Genomic DNA, 17,679 nt, shown 5'->3' with positions numbered 1-17,679 from the left:
ATGCTGACGCTGGGATTCAGCGGCCTCGACCGCGGCACGGCGCTCAAGCGCGCGATACTCGGCGACGGCTGGCGGCGGGAACAACGGATCGTCCAGGGCCTGGACTCCGCGGCGGCCCTGGTCGACGAGACCGGGGTGATCGCCGCCGCCGCGCAGGAACGCTACGACGGCGACAAGGGCACCGGCCGCTTCCCCCACGACGCGATCGACGCCTGCCTGCGGGCGGCCGGGGCGACGATGCGCGACGTCGAGGTCGTCGCACACGGCTTCCGCTACGAGCCGTCCCCCGTCTGGCAGCTCGACCACCTCGCGACCCGGTGGTACGAGGAGGTGTACGCCCAGCGCGTCCAGCGGGAGACCTTCCGCGCCCACTACCCGCCCGCCGTCGCCGAGCCCCGCTTCGTCCACGTGCGGCACCACGTGGCCCACGCCGCCAGCAGCTACTACCTCAGCGGCTTCGACGAGGCGCTGGTGGTCGTGGCCGACGGCATGGGCGAGCAGGAGTCGCTGACCGTGTTCGAGGGCCGGGGCGCGGCGCTCGACCAGTGCGGCAGCTATCCGATCATGAGTTCGCTGGGCATCCTCTACAGCGTCTTCACGCACTACCTGGGCTTCCAGCCCGGCATGGACGAATACAAGGTGATGGGGCTCGCCCCGTACGGGGACCGGCAGCGCTACCGGGGGCCGCTCGACGAGTTCGTCCGGCTCGACCCCGACGGCGGGTTCGCCGTGCCGCTGCTGTCGGCCAACAAGTCCCCGCTGGAACGCGAGACGCACCAGGGCGTGCTGCGCCGGCTGGAGGAGAAGCTCGGCCCGGCCCGCGAGCCCGACTCCGAGCTGGCGCAGCACCACATGGACGTGGCCGCCGCCCTCCAGGACGCGCTGGAACGGACGCTGCTGCACGTGCTCACCGAGTACCGCCGCCGCACCGGGCTGCGCCGGCTCTGCCTGGCCGGCGGCGTCGCGCTCAACTGCTCCGCCAACGGGGTGATCCTGCGCAGCGGCCTCTTCGACGAGGTGTTCGTGCAGCCGGCCGCCGGTGACGACGGCACCGCCCTGGGCGCGGCCCTGGCCGCGCTGCGCGAGGCGCGGCCGGCGGCGCCGGCCGGCATGGACATGCCGTACTGGGGGGACGACCTCGCCGACGCCGACGTCGCGGCGGCGCTGCGCGACCTCGGCCCCGGCTTCACCGTCGCGCGGCACGCCGGGGAGGACCTGGTCCGCGAGACCGTCGCGCTGATCGAGGGCGGTGCCACGGTGGCGCTGTGCCAGGGCCGGATGGAGTTCGGCCCGCGCGCCCTGGGCAACCGCAGCATCCTCGCCGACCCGCGCTCGCCGACGATGCGCGCCCACCTCAACACGGTGGTCAAGCAGCGCGAGGAGTTCCGCCCGTTCGCCCCGGCGGTGCCCGTGGAGGACGCCGCCACCTACTTCGACATCCCGCCGGGGACGGCGGCGGCGTTCCGGCACATGCTGATGGTCACCGGCGTGCGGGAGCCCTACCGGGACCGGCTGCCCGCCGTCACCCACGTCGACGGGTCCGCCCGGGTGCAGGTGGTGCAGCGCGGGTCCGCGCCGCTGTTCTGGGCGCTGCTGCGCGAGATGGGCCGCCGCACGGGGCTGCCGGTGCTGGTCAACACGTCGTTCAACCTGCGGGGGCAGCCGATCGTCCGCACCCCCGCCGAGGCGGTCGCCACGTTCGCCCGGTCCACCCTGGACGCGCTGGTCCTCGGCGACCACCTCGTCCGGCGCACCGGCACGGGCGCCGGGGCGGGCGCCGAGCCGGGTCGCGGCGTCGGTGCCGACGCGGGGAGGACCGCGTGAGCATCGACAACGAGCCGGCGACGGCCGACGCCGCGCCGTACGCCGAGATCGTGCACGCCACCCTCGGCCAGGTGCTACGGCGGGACCGGATCGACCCGGACGCCGACTTCTTCGACCTCGGCGGGCAGTCCCTCCAGGCCGTCGAGGTGGCCCTCGAACTGCGCCGGCGCACCGGCATCGCCGTCGACCTGGACCTGCTGTTCACCTGCCGGCGGCCCGTCGACGTGGCCGCGCACCTGGCCCGGCACGCGCCGGCGGCGCGCGAGACCCCGATGTCGCCCACCGAGGAGCGGCTGCTGTTCCTCGACCGGCTGCACCCCGGCTCGCCGCTGTACTGCGTCCCGGTGCGCTACCGGTTCGCCGGCGAGCTCGACGCCGAGGCGCTGCGCGCCGCGTTGCAGGACCTGGTGGACCGGCACGAGGCGCTGCGCACCTGCTTCACGGCGGACGGCCGGCGGCTGGTCCGGTCGGCCGCCGCCCTGCCGTGGACGGTCGTGGACCTGTCGGGGGAGGAGCCCGCGCGGGCCGCCGCCGAGGCCCGCCGGCACGTCGCGGAGGAGGCCCGCCGGCCGGTGCCCACCGACGTGCCGCCCCTGGCCCGGGCCTGCCTCGTCACCGAGCCCGGCGACCGCGCGGTCCTGCTGCTCACCCTGCACCACCTGATCGCCGACCAGCACTCGCTGGACCTGCTCGACCGCCAGCTCCAGCAGTCGTACGGCGAACGCGTCGGCCTGGCCCGGGACCTGCCGCCGCTGCGCCGCCGGGGCCTGGCCGGCCGCCCCGACGCGGCGGCGGCGCGCGCCTACTGGCGGGGGCAGCTCGCCGGGCTGGGCGGCCGGACGGCGCTGCCGGCCGACCGGCCGCGCCCCGACGTGGTGGGCCCGGCCGGTGAGGTGGTGACCGCCCCGGTCGACGCCGCGCTGGTGGCCCGCCTCACCGAACTGGCGGCGGCCTGCGCGGCGTCGGAGTTCATGGTGCTGCTCGCCGCGTACGCGGCGTTCCTCGCCCGGGTCGCCGCGCCCGCCGGCGCGGCGCATGCGCCGGAGGTCGTGGTCGGCGCGCCGCTGGGCGGGCGGACCGCCGACGACGAGGACACCGTCGGCATGTTCGTCAACGTCCTGCCGGTCCGGGTGCGCATCGGGCCCGACACCACCTTCCGGCAGCTCGTCGCGCAGGTGCGCGGGCAGGTCAGCGCGGCGCTGGCCTACCAGTGGACGCCGTTGCAGGAGCTGGTGGCCGACGCGACCGCCGCGGCGGGCCCGGCCGGGCACCCGCTGACCCAGGTCAGCATCTCGCACGTCGACGACCGCGCCTGGCACTGGGCCCCGGCCGGGGCCACCGCCGCCCGCGACGTCCTGTCGACCGGCACCGCCAAGTACGAGCTGCTGTGGACGGTCACCACCGGCGCGGCGTCGGCGACGTCGGCGCTGGAGGCCGCCGCCGACCTGTTCACCCGGGGCCGGGCCGAGGAGCTGCACGGCCGGCTGCTGGCCGACCTCGCCCGGCTCAGCGCGGCCCCGGACGCCCCCGTCGCGGCGACGCTGCCCGCCGCGCAGCCGCCGGCCCCCTCGGCGGTCCGGGTCGCGCCGGCCCCGGTCGCTTCGGCCCCTGCGCCGGTCCCGGCCCCCTCGGCGGTGCCGGTCGCCCCGGCCGCGCCGGCCGCGTCGGTCGCGCCGGCCGCGTCGGTCGCGCCGGCCGCGTCGGTCGCGCCGGCGGTGTCGGTCGCGCCGACCCCGTACCGGGCCGCCGGCCGGGCCCCCGGCGGGTACCGCCGCCAGCCCGCCGAGCGGCCGGTGCACGAGCTGGTGGCGCACCGGGCGCGGGCGTACCCGGACGCGGTCGCCGTCCGGCACGGCGGGACGAGCCTGCGCTACGGCGAGCTGGACGCCGCCGCCGCCGGGCTCGCCGGGCACCTGGTCGAGGCGGGCGTACGGCCGGGGGACCGGGTCGCGGTGGCCGCCGAGCGGGGCGCGGACGCGGTCACCGCGTTCCTGGCCGTGCTGCGCGCCGGGGCGGCGTACGTGCCCGTCGACGTGGCCCAGCCGAGCGCCCGCAGCCGGACGATCCTGCGCGACAGCGGCGTGCGGCTCGCCCTGTGCCAGCCGGGCGCGCGGGGGCACGTGCCGGCCGGGGTGGAGACCGTCGACCTGGCCGGTGCGCTGGCCGGGGCCGCCGACCGGCCCGCGCCGCCGCCGGTGCCGGTGCCGGTGCCGGTGACCGTCCGGCATCCCGCGTACGTCATGTACACCTCCGGCTCCACCGGGACGCCAAAGGGGGTGGTGGTCCCGCACGAGGCGATCCTGCGGCTGGTGCCGCGGTCCAACTTCCTGAGCCTGCACCCGGAGGACGTCGTCGCGCACCTGTCGAACACCGCCTTCGACGCGGCCACCCTGGAGGTCTGGGGCGCGCTGTGCGCGGGCGCGACGCTGGCGGTGGTGCCGCGCGAGGTGGCCCTGTCGCCGCACCGGATGGGGCGGTTCCTCGCCGACACCGGTGTGAGCGTCATGTTCACCACGAACGCCCTGCTCAACGCCATCGTCGCGCACGTGCCCGACGCGTTCGCCGGGCTGCGGGTGCTGCTCATCGGCGGCGACCAGTACGCGCTGGAGCCGGTCCGGCGGATGCTGGCCGCCGGCGCGCCGCAGCACCTCGTCAACGCGTACGGGCCGACGGAGAACACCACCTTCTCCGCCGCCCACGAGGTGACCGCCGCCGACCTGGACCGGGGGGTCCTGCCGATCGGCGGGGCCATCGACGGCACGTACCTGCGGGTGCTCGACGACCGGCTGGCCCCCGTCGCGCCCGGCGGCACCGGCGAGCTGTACGTCGGGGGTCAGGGGCTGGCCGACGGCTACGTGGGCGACCCGGGGCGCACCGGCGCCGCGTTCGTCGCCGACCCGTTCGCCGTCGAGCCCGGTGCGCGGCTCTACCGCACCGGCGACCTGGTGCGGCTGCTGCCCGACGGCGGCGTCGTGTTCCTGGGCCGCCGCGACGACCAGGTCAAGGTCAGCGGGTTCCGGGTGGAGCTCGGCGAGGTGGAACGGGTCCTCGGCGACTGCCCCGGGGTGGGCGAGTGCGCCGTGCTGGCGGTCGCCGACGCCGACGCCGTGGAGCTGGTCGCCGTGCTGACCGGCCCCGCCGACCCCGGCGAGGTGCGGGAGTACCTGCGGGCCAACCTGCCGGCGTACATGGTGCCGGCGCGGTGCCACCGGGTGCGGCGGCTGCCGACGACCAACAACGGCAAGGTGGACCGGCCGGCGCTGCTGGCGGAGCTGGCCCGCGCCGCTGCCCCGGCCCCGATTCCGGCGGGTGCCCCGGCCCCGGATCCGGACACGCTGGCCGTCCCGGCGGACGGTTCGCCCAGACCCGGCGCACCGGCCACCGCCGACGATTCGGTCGCCGCCGGGCTCGCCGACATCTGGCGGGACCTGCTGGGGGTCGCCGACGTCGCCGCCGACAGCCACTTCTTCGCGCTGGGCGGCACCTCCATCAAGGCCCTGCACCTGGTCGGCGCGGTGCACCGGCGGTTCGGCGTGGACCTGCGGATCGTCACCGTGTTCCGCCGGCCCGCCTTCGCCGACCTGGCCCGCGAGATCACCGACCTGGTGGGGGAGGCCGCCGACCCGGCCCGCGAGGCGACCGACCTGGCCTGCGAGGCGACCGACCCGGTCGGGGAGAGCACCGGCCCGGCCGGGACCGAGCGGAGGGGGCACGGCGATGGACCTGGGCGACCCTGACCTCTACCTCGACCCGGGCCGGTTCGACCGCTGGCGCGGCCACGCCGCCGCCGACGCCGTGCTGTGGAGCGAGGCCGGCACGTCGCCGGGCGGCTTCTGGTCGGTGTTCTCGCTGGCCGCGTGCCGCGCGATCCTCGCGCCGAAGGCGCCGTTCACCTCCGAGTACGGGATGATGATCGGCTTCGACCGTGACCACCCCGACAAGGCGGGCGGCGGGATGCTCGTGGTCGCCGACGGACCCCAGCACGGCCGGCTGCGCAGCGTGATCATGCCGTTCCTGTCCCGGGCGATGGCCGAGTCCCTCGACGACGTCGTCCGGCAGGAGGTGCGCCGGCTCGTCGCCGAGGCCGTCTCGGCCGGCGGCGTGGACGTCGCCGCCTCGCTCGGGCCGGTGATCCCGGCGAGCGTCGTCTGCCGGATCCTCGGCGTGCCGGCCGACGACCGCGACATGCTCATCGAACTGACCAATCACGCCTTCGGCGGCGCGGACGACACCTTCGACCGGATGTCGCCGGAGGCGGCCCACTCGGAGATGATCCTCTACCTCGCCGACCTGGTGGCCGACCGGCGGCGCAGCCCGGGCGACGACCTGATCAGCGCGCTGGCCGCCGACAGCCGCTTCGACCTGCGCGAGGTGCTCCTCAACTGCGACAACGTCCTCGTCGGCGGCAACGAGACCACCCGCCACGCGATCGCCGGCTGCTTCCACGCGCTCGCCACGTCGCCGGGGACCCTCGCCGGCCTGCGGGCCGACCCCGGCCTCGTCGGGCCGGTCGTCGAGGAGGTCATCCGGTGGACGTCGCCCGCGATGCACGTGCTGCGGGTCGCCACCGCCGACGTCGACCTGCCCGGCCAGCGGGTGTCGACCGGCGAGGCGGTCGTCGCGTGGCTGCCGGCGGCCAACCGCGACCCCCGCCACTTCGTCGCCCCCGACGAGTTCCGCCCCGGCCGCACCGCCAACCACCTGGGCTTCGGGTACGGCCCGCACCACTGCCTCGGCGCGGCACTGGCCCGGCTCGAACTGCGGGCGCTGCTGCTCGCCCTGGCCGAGTTCGCGGGGGCCGTGGCCGTGCTCGGGGAGCCCGTGCCGCTGCGCTCCAACCTGGTGCACGGCTATCGCCACCTTCAGGTGCGGCTGGAACCCGTCGGCCGTCCCGCCAACCACCGAGAGGCGCTGAGTTGAGTGACCGCGTTCAGGGACGGCCGGTTTCGGCGGCTGTACATCGGCGATGCCCTGTCGGGCTTCGGGGACACCGCGCTGCTGCTGGCCCTCGGCATCTGGGTCAAGGACCTCACCGGCAGCAACTCGGCGGCCGGCGTGGTCTTCCTGGCCATGGGCCTGCCGGTGCTGTTCGCCCCGCTGGCCGGGCGGCAGATCGACCGGGTACGCCGCAAGACGCTGCTGATGGTCACCAACGGCATCGCCGGGCTGGTGGTGCTGGCGCTGCTCGGGGTGCGCAGCGCCGAGGACACCTGGATCATCTACGCCGTCGCCATCGTGCACGGCTGTGTCGCCACGGTGCTCACGGCGGGGCGCAACGCCCTGCTCAAGGACCTGCTGCCCGACCGTGACCTGCCGTCGGCCAACGCGGCGTTCGGCACGCTGTTCGGGTTCACCCGCATCCTCGCGCCGCTGGTCGGCTCCGGCATCTACGCCGCGTTCGGCGGTCACCTGCTGGCGCTCATCGACGCGTTGACCTTCCTCGCCGCCATCACCGCGCTCGCGTCCGTACGCGTCGCCGAGTCGCCGCCGGAACCCACCGGCGAACGGTTCGGCACGGAGCTGCTCGCCGGCCTGCGGCACATCCGGTCGGTCCCGCTGCTGTCCCAGGTCACCCTGGTCAGCGCCGTCGCGTTCGGGTCGGTGGGATTCCTGGAGCCGATCATCTTCGTGGTGGTCGAGGACGGGCTGCACCGGCCGGCCGCGTTCTTCGGGGTGATCGTCAGCGTCCAGGGCATCGGCTCGATCGCCGCCGGCTTCACCGGCGCGTGGCTGCTGCGCCGCGTCGGCGAGGCCCGGGCCATCGGCGGGGCGCTGGTCGGCCTGGGGCTCGGCTGCGCCGCCCTGGCCGTCGGCGCGACCCCCGTCGTGCTGGGCGGGGCGATCGGGATCGGGCTCGCGGTCACCTGGTTCTCGATCGGCTGGAACACCCTGCTCCAGCGGCACACCCCCTCGCGGCTGCTGGGCCGGGTCTTCACCACGGCGGGCATGCTGGTGACGGTCCCGCAGACGGCGTGCATCGGGGTGGCCGCCGTCCTCATCGGCGTCGTGGACTACCGCGTCCTGCTGGCCGTCCTGTCGCTGGTGATCCTGCTGTCCGGGCTGCGGCTGCTGACCCGCCCGAAGCCGACGCCCGGGCCCGCCGACGCCCGGGCCGACCAGACCGAGCTGGAGGTCGCGCCGTGACCGCCGTCGAGACCTCGACCGCCCATCGGACGGTGCGGGTGCCCTTCGTGGGGCACCGCGCGGGCCGCTGGCCGATGCCCCACGGGCAGAGCAACGTCTTCGACTGGATGCCGCACGAGGGCACCGGCGCGGTGTTCGTCGTCCACGCCGACCTGCCCGCCGGCCACACCGTCGACGACGTGCTCGCAGCCGTCGGCGCGCTGGTGTCCCGCCACGAGGGGCTGCGGACGGTCTACGAGGTCGGCCCGGGCGTCGAGCGGGCCCAGGTGGTGTGCCGGTCCGGCGCGGTCGAGGTGACGCTGCTCGAACTCGGGCCGCAGGCGCGCGGGCGCACCTGGATCACCGATCCGCCCCGCCCGTTCGACCACGGCGTCGACTTCCCCGTCCGGATGGCGGTCGCCACCGACGCCGGGGTGCCCGTGCGGGCCGTCTTCGAGTTCTCCCACACGGCCGCGGACCTGGTGGGGGCGAACATCGTGCTGGACGAGCTCGTCGGTCTGGTCGCGTCGCCCGCCGACGCTGCGGCGGCCCCGCCGGCCTGGCAGCCTGCCGACCAGGCCGAGCACGAGCGGACCCCCGAGGCCCGGCGGCGGATGACGAGGACGCTCGACTACTGGCGCAGGCAGCTGGAGACCATGCCGCCCTGTCTCGTCTCCACCCCGGCCCGCCGGCAGGGGGAGCCGGAGCACCGGCTCGCGACGCTGCGCTCCACCCCCCTCGCCGCCGCGCTCGCCGAGATCGCCAGGCGGGCCCGGGTCACCCCGGCCAGCGTCCTCGTGGCCACCACGGCGACGCTGCTGTGCTGGTGGACCGACACCGACCGGGCGATGCTGGAGGCCCTCTACAGCAACCGGGCGCTGCCCCGCATGCAGAGCTTCGTCGGCAGCATCGCGCAGAGCGCGCTGGTCCCGTTCGCGCCGGCCCCCTCGTTCCACGAGACGCTGCGGCAGACGCACCTCAACATCTTCAACGCCTACCAGTACGCCTACTTCGACGCGACCGCCGTGGAGGAGCTGGTCCAGTCCATCGGCTCCCAGCGGGGCTGCCAACGGCACCGGGACCTCGTGATCAACGACATGAGCACCACCCGGGGCGGCGTCTTCGACGGGCGGGCCGGGGCGCCGGTGCGGGGCACCGAGGTGGAGAGCGGCCTGGCGACGCAGACCACCGGCCCGGTGCAGCTCGTCATCCTGCGTACCCGGCCCACCGTCGTGGTCGGCCTCACCCACGACGTACGGCACGTCACCACCGACGAGGCGGCGGAGCTGCTGTGGTCGATGGAGCGGATCCTGCTGACCGCCGCCGAGGGGGACATCGACTACGACCGGTTCGGCGACCTCGTCGGGCTCGACCGGGTCGAGCGCGGTGACACCTGGGTGGAGATCGACTCCGCCTGGATCGACCTCGCCCTCAGCGAGCGGGTGCTCCGGGAGGCGACCGGCGACCCGACCGCCAGGGTCGTGCTGCGGGACGGGCCCGTCGGCACCCGTTCGCTCGTCGGGTACGCCGCCCCGGCCGACCCGCGCGTCGACCCGCGCGACGTGCACCGGGCGATCATGGCGACGCTCGGCGGCCGGCACGGCGCGACCGCCCCCGACTCGTACGTCCTCTGCGCCCACCCGCCCCGCCGGCCCGAGGACCCGGCCGCCTGGCAGGCCCAGCCGTTCCGCGCGGCGGGCACGGGCAGGTAAGACCGGGCCGCCCGTCGAACCTTTGCCGCCCCGCGTCCGTACCACTGTGCGGGAGGTCGACACCATGGCCGTACGCCGCATGTTCGCCGCCGCCGCGGTCGCCGCCGCGACCGTGGCGCTCGCCGCGCCCCCGGCGTACGCCCACGGGGCCCCCACCGACCCGCTGAGCCGCGCCGCCGCGTGCCGGCCCGGCGGCCCCCACGCCGCGACCCCCGCCTGCCGGGCGGCCGTGTCGGCGGGCGCGGCGGTCCGCGAGTGGGACAACATCCGGGTGGCCCGCATCGACGGGCGGGACCGGCAGCGCATCCCCGACGGGGAGCTGTGCAGCGGCGGGCTGTCCGCCTACCGGGGGCTGGACCTGGCGCGCTCCGACTGGCCGGCGACCGAGCTGGCGGCGGGCGCGAAGTTCACCTTCCGCTACCGCACGACGATCCCGCACCGGGGCACGTTCCGGCTCTACTCGACCGTCAACGACTACGACCCGAAGCGGCGGCTGACCTGGGTCGACCTGGAGACGGAGCCGTTCCTCACGGCGACCGACCCGCCGATCCGCGACGGGTCGTACCAGATGACGGGCCGGCTGCCCGCGGGCCGCAGCGGGCGGCACCTCATCTACACGATCTGGCAGAACTCCGACACCCAGGACACCTACTACTCCTGCTCCGACGTCAGCTACCGCGAAGCTGCGGCCCCTCGCGGCGGCCCGGCGGCGGAGAAGCCGGCGACCACCGCCGCCGCGGGGGAGTCGGGGCCGGCCGACGCGCCCGAGGTGCTGGCCGCCGACGCGGGCACGCTGGGCGAGACCGTCGGGGGCGCGCCCGGGGTGCCGGTCGCGTCGGTGAGCCGGCTCGGCCCGGGCGGGTGGCCGGTCGCGGCCGGTGCGGCGGTCACGCTGGTCGTGCTGCTGGCCGCCCTGGTCGTACGCCTGCGCCGGCCCGCCGCCCCGCCACCCGGCCGCCCCTGCGGGGTACGCAACCACCGCGCCGGCCGCCGCCGCGTCTGGTGAGCCGCCTCACCCGGTCTCCGTTGCGCATCGGGTGGGGTCGAAGACCGGCTTGGCGATGGCATCCATCAGCCGCCTTGCCGGCGCGTAGGTCGGATCGACGTGTCGGCCGAGAACGATTGCGGCGACGCTGGCGGCACCCGTCACCTTCAGGGCGTAGGCCAACGACTGCACGCGCGCACCGGTCGTCCAGGTGTCCTCAAGGATCAGTGCGTGTATCGGCGAGGAGGACGGGGGAATGGCCGCGGTGAACCAGTCGGCGTGGAAGTCGTGGTCGTCCGGCCCGTAGCTCGGGTTGACCGTGCTCTCGATCCAGGGCAGGTGGAGCCGGCTGCCGACGAGGTCGGTGAGCGGGTGCACGCCCGGGCGGCGGGTGCTGGGGACGGTGATCACATGAGTTGGCGGTGCGCCGGTGCGGGCCGCCACACAGCCAAGATGGTCGCGCAGGAAGAGCAGCAGGACGGCGAGCAGGCTTCGTCGAGCCTGCTCGGAACGGGCCGTTCCCTTGTACGTCCTGAGGTTGTGATGGTGTTGCCAGGTGCGTGGCGAGTAGGAGATCGGTAGCACGAGGTCCGCGAGGATGCCGGCCGAGCGGCTCAGGTGGGACTGGCAGCGGAAGCAGAGCGGGTAACCCTCGCCTCGCACCCCACGGCAGGTGGGACAGATCCAGGGGTACGCCGGCAGTGGATTGCGCAGGTAGCCGCGCTGGACTTCGACGTACCGGTGAATGGTGCTCCAGCGCTGGTCAGCGGAGGGCGAAGTCAGGGAAGTTCTCCAGACCGGCTTCGGTGGGCTGATAGCTGAGGATGTCGTCGATGGCTTCCAGCAGCTGCGTGGTGCCGTGGACGACGTAGACGCCGGGATTCTCGGCAAACGCCCTGGCCCAGTCGCACCGCATGACCTGACTGGTCAGGACGACGGGGCGGCCGTGCTGGAGGGCGAGCCGGGCCTGGATCCGTGCTCCACTGGTCTCGCCCGCCTCGACGACGACAGTCGCGACCGCGTAGCCGCTCATCACGGCATTGCGCATGGGAAAGCTCTGCCGGCTGGGCGGGGCATCGGGCCAGAACTGGGAGATCAGCAGCCCGACGTCGGCGATGTGGTCCTGTAGGCGCCGATTGTCTGGCGGGTAGTACCGACGGATGCCGGTGCCGATGACGGCGACGGTGCGCCCCCCTGCCTCCAGCGCGGCGGAGTGAGCGGCCGTGTCGATGCCGCTGGCGAGCCCACTGACCACGGTCACCCCGCGCCCGGCGAGGGTGGTGGCGACGGCACGGGCGATCCGTAGCCCGTCCGCGCTTGCCCTGCGGCTGCCGACAACGGCCACCGCCCGGTCATGGAGGCGCAGGTCACCTCGACTGAACAGGAGCGGTGGCATCTCCCGGATGCCGAGCAGTTGGGCCGGGTAGGCGGCGTCGAAGAAGGCGTGGACGCCAATCCCGTCCGCCTGCCAGCCGGCGATTTCGGCGGCGGCGGCGTCGATCAGGTCGGCGGTCGAATCCGCGTCCGGAAAGAGGGTGTCGGAGTGGCCGACCGTGCGGTCGAGGACGGCTCTGGCGCTCCCGTTCTCCTGGATGTCCAGGGCCGTCTCCGACCAGTTCACCCGGGGGCGGCGAAGTAGGGCGACCAGTGCAGCCCGCTCGACCATCGCCGTGTCCATGCGGACGATCGTAGGCCCTGGCCTGCCCTCCTGGCTCGGCCCTCCCGACCGTTGTCGCTGGTGAGAATTCCCGACGGAGATCATCGACCGAACATATGTTCGAGCAGTGCTGAGGGTCAAGGCCGGGCTGCCGCACGCCACGTTGGCGTGGGTCATGAGTTGGACCGCTGCTCGGCGGGGACCAGGACGCCGCTGCCGGACCAGTTGATGTCCTCGCTGGCGAGGGACTTGTCCGGCTCGCCGTCCTCGTCCAGCGTGGAGTATCCGGCGTGGTAGCGGCCGAAGCCGTACTCGCCGGCCGCCAGGGTGGCCAGGGCCCAGGGCGGCAGCCCGGCGCGCAGCTTGTCCGGCGCGTGCAGGTCGACGGGCACCCGGACGACTCCGAGCAGGTCGTACCACTCGTCGGGCGTGCCCGCTTCGCGCACCCGGCAGAGCGAGAACGCGTGCCGCACCTCCGGCTCCGGAGCAAACCACCTGGCCTCGTTCAGCATGCAGCCTCCTCTTGCTCATCCATGCTCAGTGATCGTAGGTGAGGTTGCACTAGATTCTTCTTGCTATCAAGGGTGGTGATGAGAATACTGAGGGTGTTCTTCGAGGGAGAGGCAGAAGAAATGCCCGTCACGTCATCGAGTGCAACGCGACCGCGCGGATCGTCGGCCCCTGTGGAGCCGTCGCCGGTCGTGCAAGCCTGGGAACTGGGACTGCGGCTGCGTCAGCGCCGCGAGGAGATCGGCTTGACCGCAGCGGCAGCCGGTCGCGCCATCGGCATCATCCAGACGTACGTCTCGGGAGTGGAGGCGGGCAGGGTGAAACTCCCCGCTGCCCGGCTGGCCCGAATCATCGAGGTCTACGAGCTGGAGCCGGAGGAGGCGGCAGAGCTGGAGGAGTTGCGCATCGGCGCGACCCGGCGCGGTTGGTGGCACGAGTATTCCCAGCTCTTCCCGGCCGAGTTCATCCGCTTCCTCGGCTACGAGGCCGGGGCCGAGGAGATCCGCTTCTACGACAGCGAGCTGGTGCCCGGTCTGTTGCAGACCGAGGGGTACGCCCGAGCGGTCATCGCGGGCGGGACCACCACCATTCGACTCACCGAGGTGCAGCGGCGGGTGGCAGCCCGGATGGCCAGGCAGGCGCGACTACACACCGAGCCCCCCATCCGAGTGGCGGCGCTGCTCGGCGAGGGCGCGTTGCGCCAGCAGGTGGGCGGCCCGGCTGTGATGAGGGCACAGCTTGAGCACCTGGTCGAGATGGCGACCGAGCGGCCCGGGCAGATCGACATCCGCGTGCTGCCCTTCGCCGCCGGGGCGCACCCTGCGCTGGGTGGCTCCTTCCAGATCCTCTCGTTCCCGTCGCCCAGGCTGCCTGACCTGGTCTGGCAGGAGGTGCTTACGTCCATCGACATCATTGATCAATCCACGCTGGTGAACGACTACCAGGTGACCCTCGAGGAAGCCTGCGAGCGGGCGTTACGCTCCGAGGACTCGATTGAGCTGGTCCGCCAGATTGCCAAGGAGATGACGTGAGTCCGTCGTACAACTCCGGGGAGGGCTGGTTCAAGTCCTCCCGTAGCTCCAACAACGCCAACTGCGTCGAGGTGCGGTTCGTCGGCGGCGCGGTCGACGTCCGCGACACCAAGGACCGCACCGGCCCGACGCTCGCCTTCGACAGCCGCTCCTGGGCGAGCTTTGTCGCCGGGTTCAAGGCTGGCCCGGCGAGCTGACGAATCACCTTCTGCCCGCACCCTGAGCCGCCCTCCCTCCAGCCCTGGCACTCGTGTCCAGGTGTGGGAGAAGGGCAGGTGATTCCCAGGGCCCGCGAGCGCGCCTGCCGACGAGCAGCGAACCGCAGGGTGAATCTTGGAAGAATCCGGCCCCCAGAGGGGCCCTTTGCTTCCAAGATCTCCCCATTTCCGACCGCACCCCGCCCTCTCGGCTCGGGTGGTGACGCTCAGCCGAGGTGGCCGTCGATCTCGGCCAGCTCCTCGGCGGTGAAGTCCAGGTTGTCCAGGGCGGCGACGTTCGCCTCCAGTTGGGCGACGCTGCTCGCGCCGATGATCAGGCTGGTCATGCGCGGGTCGCGCAGCGCCCAGGCGAGCGCGAGCTGGGCCAGGGACTGCCCGCGCCGCTCCGCCACCCCGCCGAGCGCCCGGATGGTGGCCATCCTCTGCTCGTCGAGGTCGCTCTCGTTGAGGAAGACGCTGGTGCGCACCCGCGAGTCCTCGGGGATGCCGCCCAGGTAGCGGTCGGTGAGCAGCCCCTGGGCGAGCGGGCTGAACGCGATGCAGCCGGCCCCCACCCGCTCCAGCGTGTCCAGCAGGCCGTCGCGCTCGGTCCAGCGGTCGAGCATCGAGTACGACGGCTGGTTGATCAGCAGCGGCGTGCCGAGGTCCCGCAGGATCGCGGCGGCCCGCTCGGTCTTCTCCGAGTCGTAGTTGGAGATGCCGACGTAGAGGGCCTTGCCGGAGCGGACGATAGCGTCGAGCGCGCCCATCGTCTCCTCCAGCGGGGTGTCCGGGTCGAACCGGTGCGAGTAGAAGATGTCGACGTAGTCCAGCCCCATCCGGCGCAGCGACTGGTCCAGCGAGGCGATCAGGTACTTGCGGGAGCCCCACTCGCCGTACGGGCCGGGCCACATGTCGTAGCCGGCCTTGCTGGAGATCACCAGCTCGTCCCGGTAGGGCTTCAGGTCCGTGGCGAGCATCCGGCCGAAGTTCTCCTCCGCCGATCCGGGCGGGGGGCCGTAGTTGTTGGCCAGGTCGAAGTGGGTGATGCCGAGGTCGAAGGCGCGCCGGACGATGTCCCGCTGCCGCTCGTACGGCCGGTCCGGCCCGAAGTTGTGCCACAGCCCGAGCGACACGGCCGGCAGCCGCAGCCCGCTCCGCCCGCTGCGCCGGTAGGTCATCGTCTGGTAGCGCTCGTCCGAGGCAAGGTAGGTCACGTTCCCGACCCTATCGCCGCGCCGGCGGCCGGGACAGCGACAGCTCGTCGCCGCTGCCCCGGCCGTCGTGCGGCCGTCAGACGGCGATGCAGCTCAGGGCGGGTGCGGTGGCGGGGCCCGTGCCGATCAGCCCGAAGGTGGTGCTGGCCCCCGGGGCGATCCGGCCGTTCCAGTCGGCGTTGCCGATGGTGACCACGTTGTCGATGGTCGAGGAGATCGTGGCGCTCCAGATGTCGCGTACCCCCTGGCCGTCGGCGAGCGGCAGGCGCACCGCCCAGCGGGCCACCGGCGCGGTGCCGGTGCTGTGCACCGTCACCTCGGCGTGGAAGGCCCCCGGCCAGTCGCTGACCAGCCGCCACGTCGCCGCGCAGCGGATAGCGGTCGTCGGCGTGGGGCTCGGCGGATCGGTCGGGTGCGTCGGCGTGGGAGTCGGGGAGTCGGTCGGGTACGGCGGGCCCGTGGTCGGCGTGGGGGTCGGGTAGTCCGTCGGGTGCGGTGCGCCCGTGGTCGGCGTCGGCGTCGGCGTCGGGCGCGGGCTCGGCGTCGCGGGTGGTGTCGGGGCCGGCGTCCAGAGCGGCGCCGGGATGCCCAGGGCGGCGGCTCCGGGGGCGCCGGCCGTTTCCGCCGCCTCGGCGGCCGAGGCGAGGCCGGCGACGGGCACGAGCAGCAGCGCGCCGGCCAGCGCCAGCAGGCCGGTGCGGAGTCTGGGACGCGGACGGTTCATGGCAGCCTCCGGGACGGGAGCGGCAGGTGGTGGGTTGGGAGCGCTCCAACCATCGATGTGCGCCTATTGCCTTGTCAATCGGCGATCCGTCTCGTCACGCCGCACCCGACGTCCACCGCGCCCCGGGGGCAGGCCCGCCGTCGCCCCGGAGCCTCCGCCGTCGGTTAGGAAGGGGCCCTTCCCATACAGAATGCGTTAACAGGGGGCCCCTCCTTGCAACGAGGGCGCGCTAGCGTGGGTCGGGTGACTGAGCCCAACCAGGTTCTCCCGGTCCCGCCCGCCGACCTGCCCGCCACCCTCGGCGCGCTGCGGGAGGCCGGGCACCACTACCGCACGGTCAAGCAGGAACTCCGCGACAACCTCCTCGCCCGGCTGCGTGCCGGCGGGGACCGCTTCCCCGGCATCGTCGGCTACGACGACACGGTGCTGCCCGAGGTCGAGCGGGCGCTGCTCGCCGGACACGACATGGTGCTGCTCGGCGAGCGCGGCCAGGGCAAGACCCGGCTGATCCGCTCCCTGGTGGCGTTGCTCGACGAGTGGACCCCGGTCATCGCCGGCTCGGTGCTCAACGAGCACCCGATGCACCCGCTCACCCCCGCGTCCCGCGCCCTGGCCGCCGAGGCCGGCGACGACCTGCCGGTCGCCTGGCTGCACCGCAGCATGCGGTACGGCGAGAAGCTGGCCACCCCCGACACCAGCGTCGGCGACCTCATCGGCGACGTCGACCCGATCCGGATCGCCCAGGGGCGCACCCTCGGCGACCCGGAGACCATCCACTTCGGGTTGGTGCCGCGCACCAACCGGGGCATCTTCGCCGTCAACGAGCTGCCCGACCTGGCCGAGCGCATCCAGGTGGCGCTGCTCAACGTGCTGGAGGAGCGCGACATCCAGGTGCGCGGCTACCAGCTGCGGCTGCCGCTGGACCTGTTGCTGGTGGCCAGCGCCAACCCGGAGGACTACACCAACCGGGGCCGGATCATCACCCCGCTCAAGGACCGCTTCGGCGCGGAGATCCACACCCACTACCCGCTCGGCCTGGAGCTGGAGCTGGCCCTCATCCGGCAGGAGGCCGACCTGGTCGCCGAGGTGCCGCAGCACGTGCTGGAGGTGCTGGCCCGGTTCGCCCGCGCGGTGCGCGAGTCCCCGTCGGTCGACCAGCGCTCCGGCGTCTCGGCCCGGTTCGCGATCGCCGCCGCCGAGACCGTCGCCGCCGCCGCGCTGCGCCGCTCGGGCCTGCTCGCGGCCGGTGCCACCACCGACGGGGCACGCGAGGAGACGCCCGTCGCCCGGGTCGGCGACGCGGTGTCGGTGACCTCCACGCTGCGCGGCAAGGTCGAGTTCGAGAGCGGTGAGGACGGGCGGGAGGTCGAGATCCTCGCCCACCTGCTGCGTACCGCGACCGCCGACACGTTCCGGGCCCGGCTCGCCGGGCTGGACCTGTCCGGCTTCACCGCGCTGGTGGACGACGGCCGGGTCGTGGAGACCGGCGAACTGGTCGCCTCGGCCGAGCTGCTGCGCCAGGTCGGCACCGTGCCGGGGCTCGCCAAGGCCCTCGACCGGCTCGGGCTGGGCGACGCGCCGACGCCCGAGCAGGCGGCGGCCGGCGTCGAGTTCGTGCTGGAGGGGCTGCACCTGACCCGCCGGCTGGGCAAGGACGTCACCGATTCCGGGCGCACCGTCTACGGCGGCCGGGGCTGAG

14 protein-coding genes are annotated in these 17,679 nt (G+C 74.2%); 9 read left to right on the top strand and 5 right to left on the bottom strand.

The features are described from left to right. The 6 genes from HDA31_RS23095 to HDA31_RS23070 all read left to right on the top strand — a co-directional run bounded on the left by HDA31_RS23095 (position 1) and on the right by HDA31_RS23070 (position 10,665). On the top strand, positions 1-1,824 hold the full coding sequence (locus HDA31_RS23095; protein ID WP_178063605.1) for a carbamoyltransferase family protein: 1,824 nt from the start codon (positions 1-3) through the stop codon (positions 1,822-1,824). Then, positions 1,821-5,561 carry a non-ribosomal peptide synthetase gene (locus HDA31_RS23090; protein WP_178063606.1) on the top strand — a complete coding sequence of 1,247 codons (3,741 nt, stop codon included), beginning with the start codon at positions 1,821-1,823 and terminating at the stop codon, positions 5,559-5,561. The genes HDA31_RS23095 and HDA31_RS23090 overlap by 4 nt, the downstream gene beginning before the upstream one ends. Further along, the gene (locus tag HDA31_RS23085) at positions 5,542-6,744 is read left to right on the top strand and encodes a cytochrome P450 (RefSeq protein ID WP_178063607.1); all 1,203 of its coding nucleotides are present in this window, start codon (positions 5,542-5,544) and stop codon (positions 6,742-6,744) included. The genes HDA31_RS23090 and HDA31_RS23085 overlap by 20 nt, the downstream gene beginning before the upstream one ends. After that, positions 6,745-7,968: an MFS transporter gene (locus HDA31_RS23080; protein WP_178063608.1), complete on the top strand. Its 1,224-nt coding sequence runs from the start codon at positions 6,745-6,747 to the stop codon at positions 7,966-7,968. After that, positions 7,965-9,659, top strand: coding sequence for a condensation domain-containing protein (locus HDA31_RS23075; protein ID WP_178063609.1), 1,695 nt, complete (start codon positions 7,965-7,967; stop codon positions 9,657-9,659). Before HDA31_RS23080 ends, HDA31_RS23075 begins: the two co-directional genes overlap by 4 nt. 64 nt (positions 9,660-9,723) lie before the next feature. Then, positions 9,724-10,665: a lytic polysaccharide monooxygenase auxiliary activity family 9 protein gene (locus HDA31_RS23070; protein WP_178063610.1), complete on the top strand. Its 942-nt coding sequence runs from the start codon at positions 9,724-9,726 to the stop codon at positions 10,663-10,665. A 6-nt stretch (positions 10,666-10,671) separates the two neighbouring features. Here HDA31_RS23070 and HDA31_RS23065 read toward each other — a convergent pair whose 3' ends face one another. The 3 genes from HDA31_RS23065 to HDA31_RS23055 all read right to left on the bottom strand — a co-directional run bounded on the left by HDA31_RS23065 (position 10,672) and on the right by HDA31_RS23055 (position 12,813). Further along, on the bottom strand, positions 10,672-11,229 hold the full coding sequence (locus HDA31_RS23065) for a hypothetical protein (RefSeq protein ID WP_311774371.1): 558 nt from the start codon (positions 11,227-11,229) through the stop codon (positions 10,672-10,674). 178 nt (positions 11,230-11,407) lie between these two features. Beyond that, positions 11,408-12,322: a DNA-processing protein DprA gene (locus tag HDA31_RS23060; RefSeq protein ID WP_178063612.1), complete on the bottom strand. Its 915-nt coding sequence runs from the start codon at positions 12,320-12,322 to the stop codon at positions 11,408-11,410. 152 nt (positions 12,323-12,474) lie between these two features. Further along, positions 12,475-12,813, bottom strand: coding sequence for a hypothetical protein (locus HDA31_RS23055; protein ID WP_178063613.1), 339 nt, complete (start codon positions 12,811-12,813; stop codon positions 12,475-12,477). A gap of 93 nt (positions 12,814-12,906) precedes the next feature. On the opposite strand from HDA31_RS23055, the gene HDA31_RS23050 reads away from it, so the two are divergent. Both HDA31_RS23050 and HDA31_RS23045 read left to right on the top strand, forming a co-directional pair. Beyond that, positions 12,907-13,842, top strand: coding sequence for a DUF5753 domain-containing protein (locus HDA31_RS23050; RefSeq protein ID WP_219825007.1), 936 nt, complete (start codon positions 12,907-12,909; stop codon positions 13,840-13,842). Next, complete coding sequence (locus tag HDA31_RS23045) at positions 13,839-14,039, top strand: DUF397 domain-containing protein (RefSeq protein ID WP_178063614.1); 201 nt, start codon at positions 13,839-13,841, stop codon at positions 14,037-14,039. Before HDA31_RS23050 ends, HDA31_RS23045 begins: the two co-directional genes overlap by 4 nt. Positions 14,040-14,266: 227 nt before the next feature. Here HDA31_RS23045 and mgrA read toward each other — a convergent pair whose 3' ends face one another. Then, positions 14,267-15,256, bottom strand: a complete 990-nt coding sequence (mgrA, locus tag HDA31_RS23040; protein WP_178063615.1) for an L-glyceraldehyde 3-phosphate reductase — start codon at positions 15,254-15,256, stop codon at positions 14,267-14,269. A 76-nt stretch (positions 15,257-15,332) separates the two neighbouring features. Continuing rightward, positions 15,333-15,980 carry a cellulose binding domain-containing protein gene (locus HDA31_RS23035; protein ID WP_178063616.1) on the bottom strand — a complete coding sequence of 216 codons (648 nt, stop codon included), beginning with the start codon at positions 15,978-15,980 and terminating at the stop codon, positions 15,333-15,335. Positions 15,981-16,214: 234 nt separating this feature from the next. Between HDA31_RS23035 and HDA31_RS23030 the strand changes: the two genes are divergently transcribed. Further along, positions 16,215-17,678, top strand: coding sequence for a magnesium chelatase ATPase subunit I (locus HDA31_RS23030; protein ID WP_178063617.1), 1,464 nt, complete (start codon positions 16,215-16,217; stop codon positions 17,676-17,678). Position 17,679: the final 1 nt, after the last annotated feature.

The organism is Micromonospora carbonacea (assembly GCF_014205165.1).
Lineage (GTDB): Bacteria > Actinomycetota > Actinomycetes > Mycobacteriales > Micromonosporaceae > Micromonospora > Micromonospora carbonacea.
This window is presented reverse-complemented; position numbering and strand designations above follow the sequence as displayed.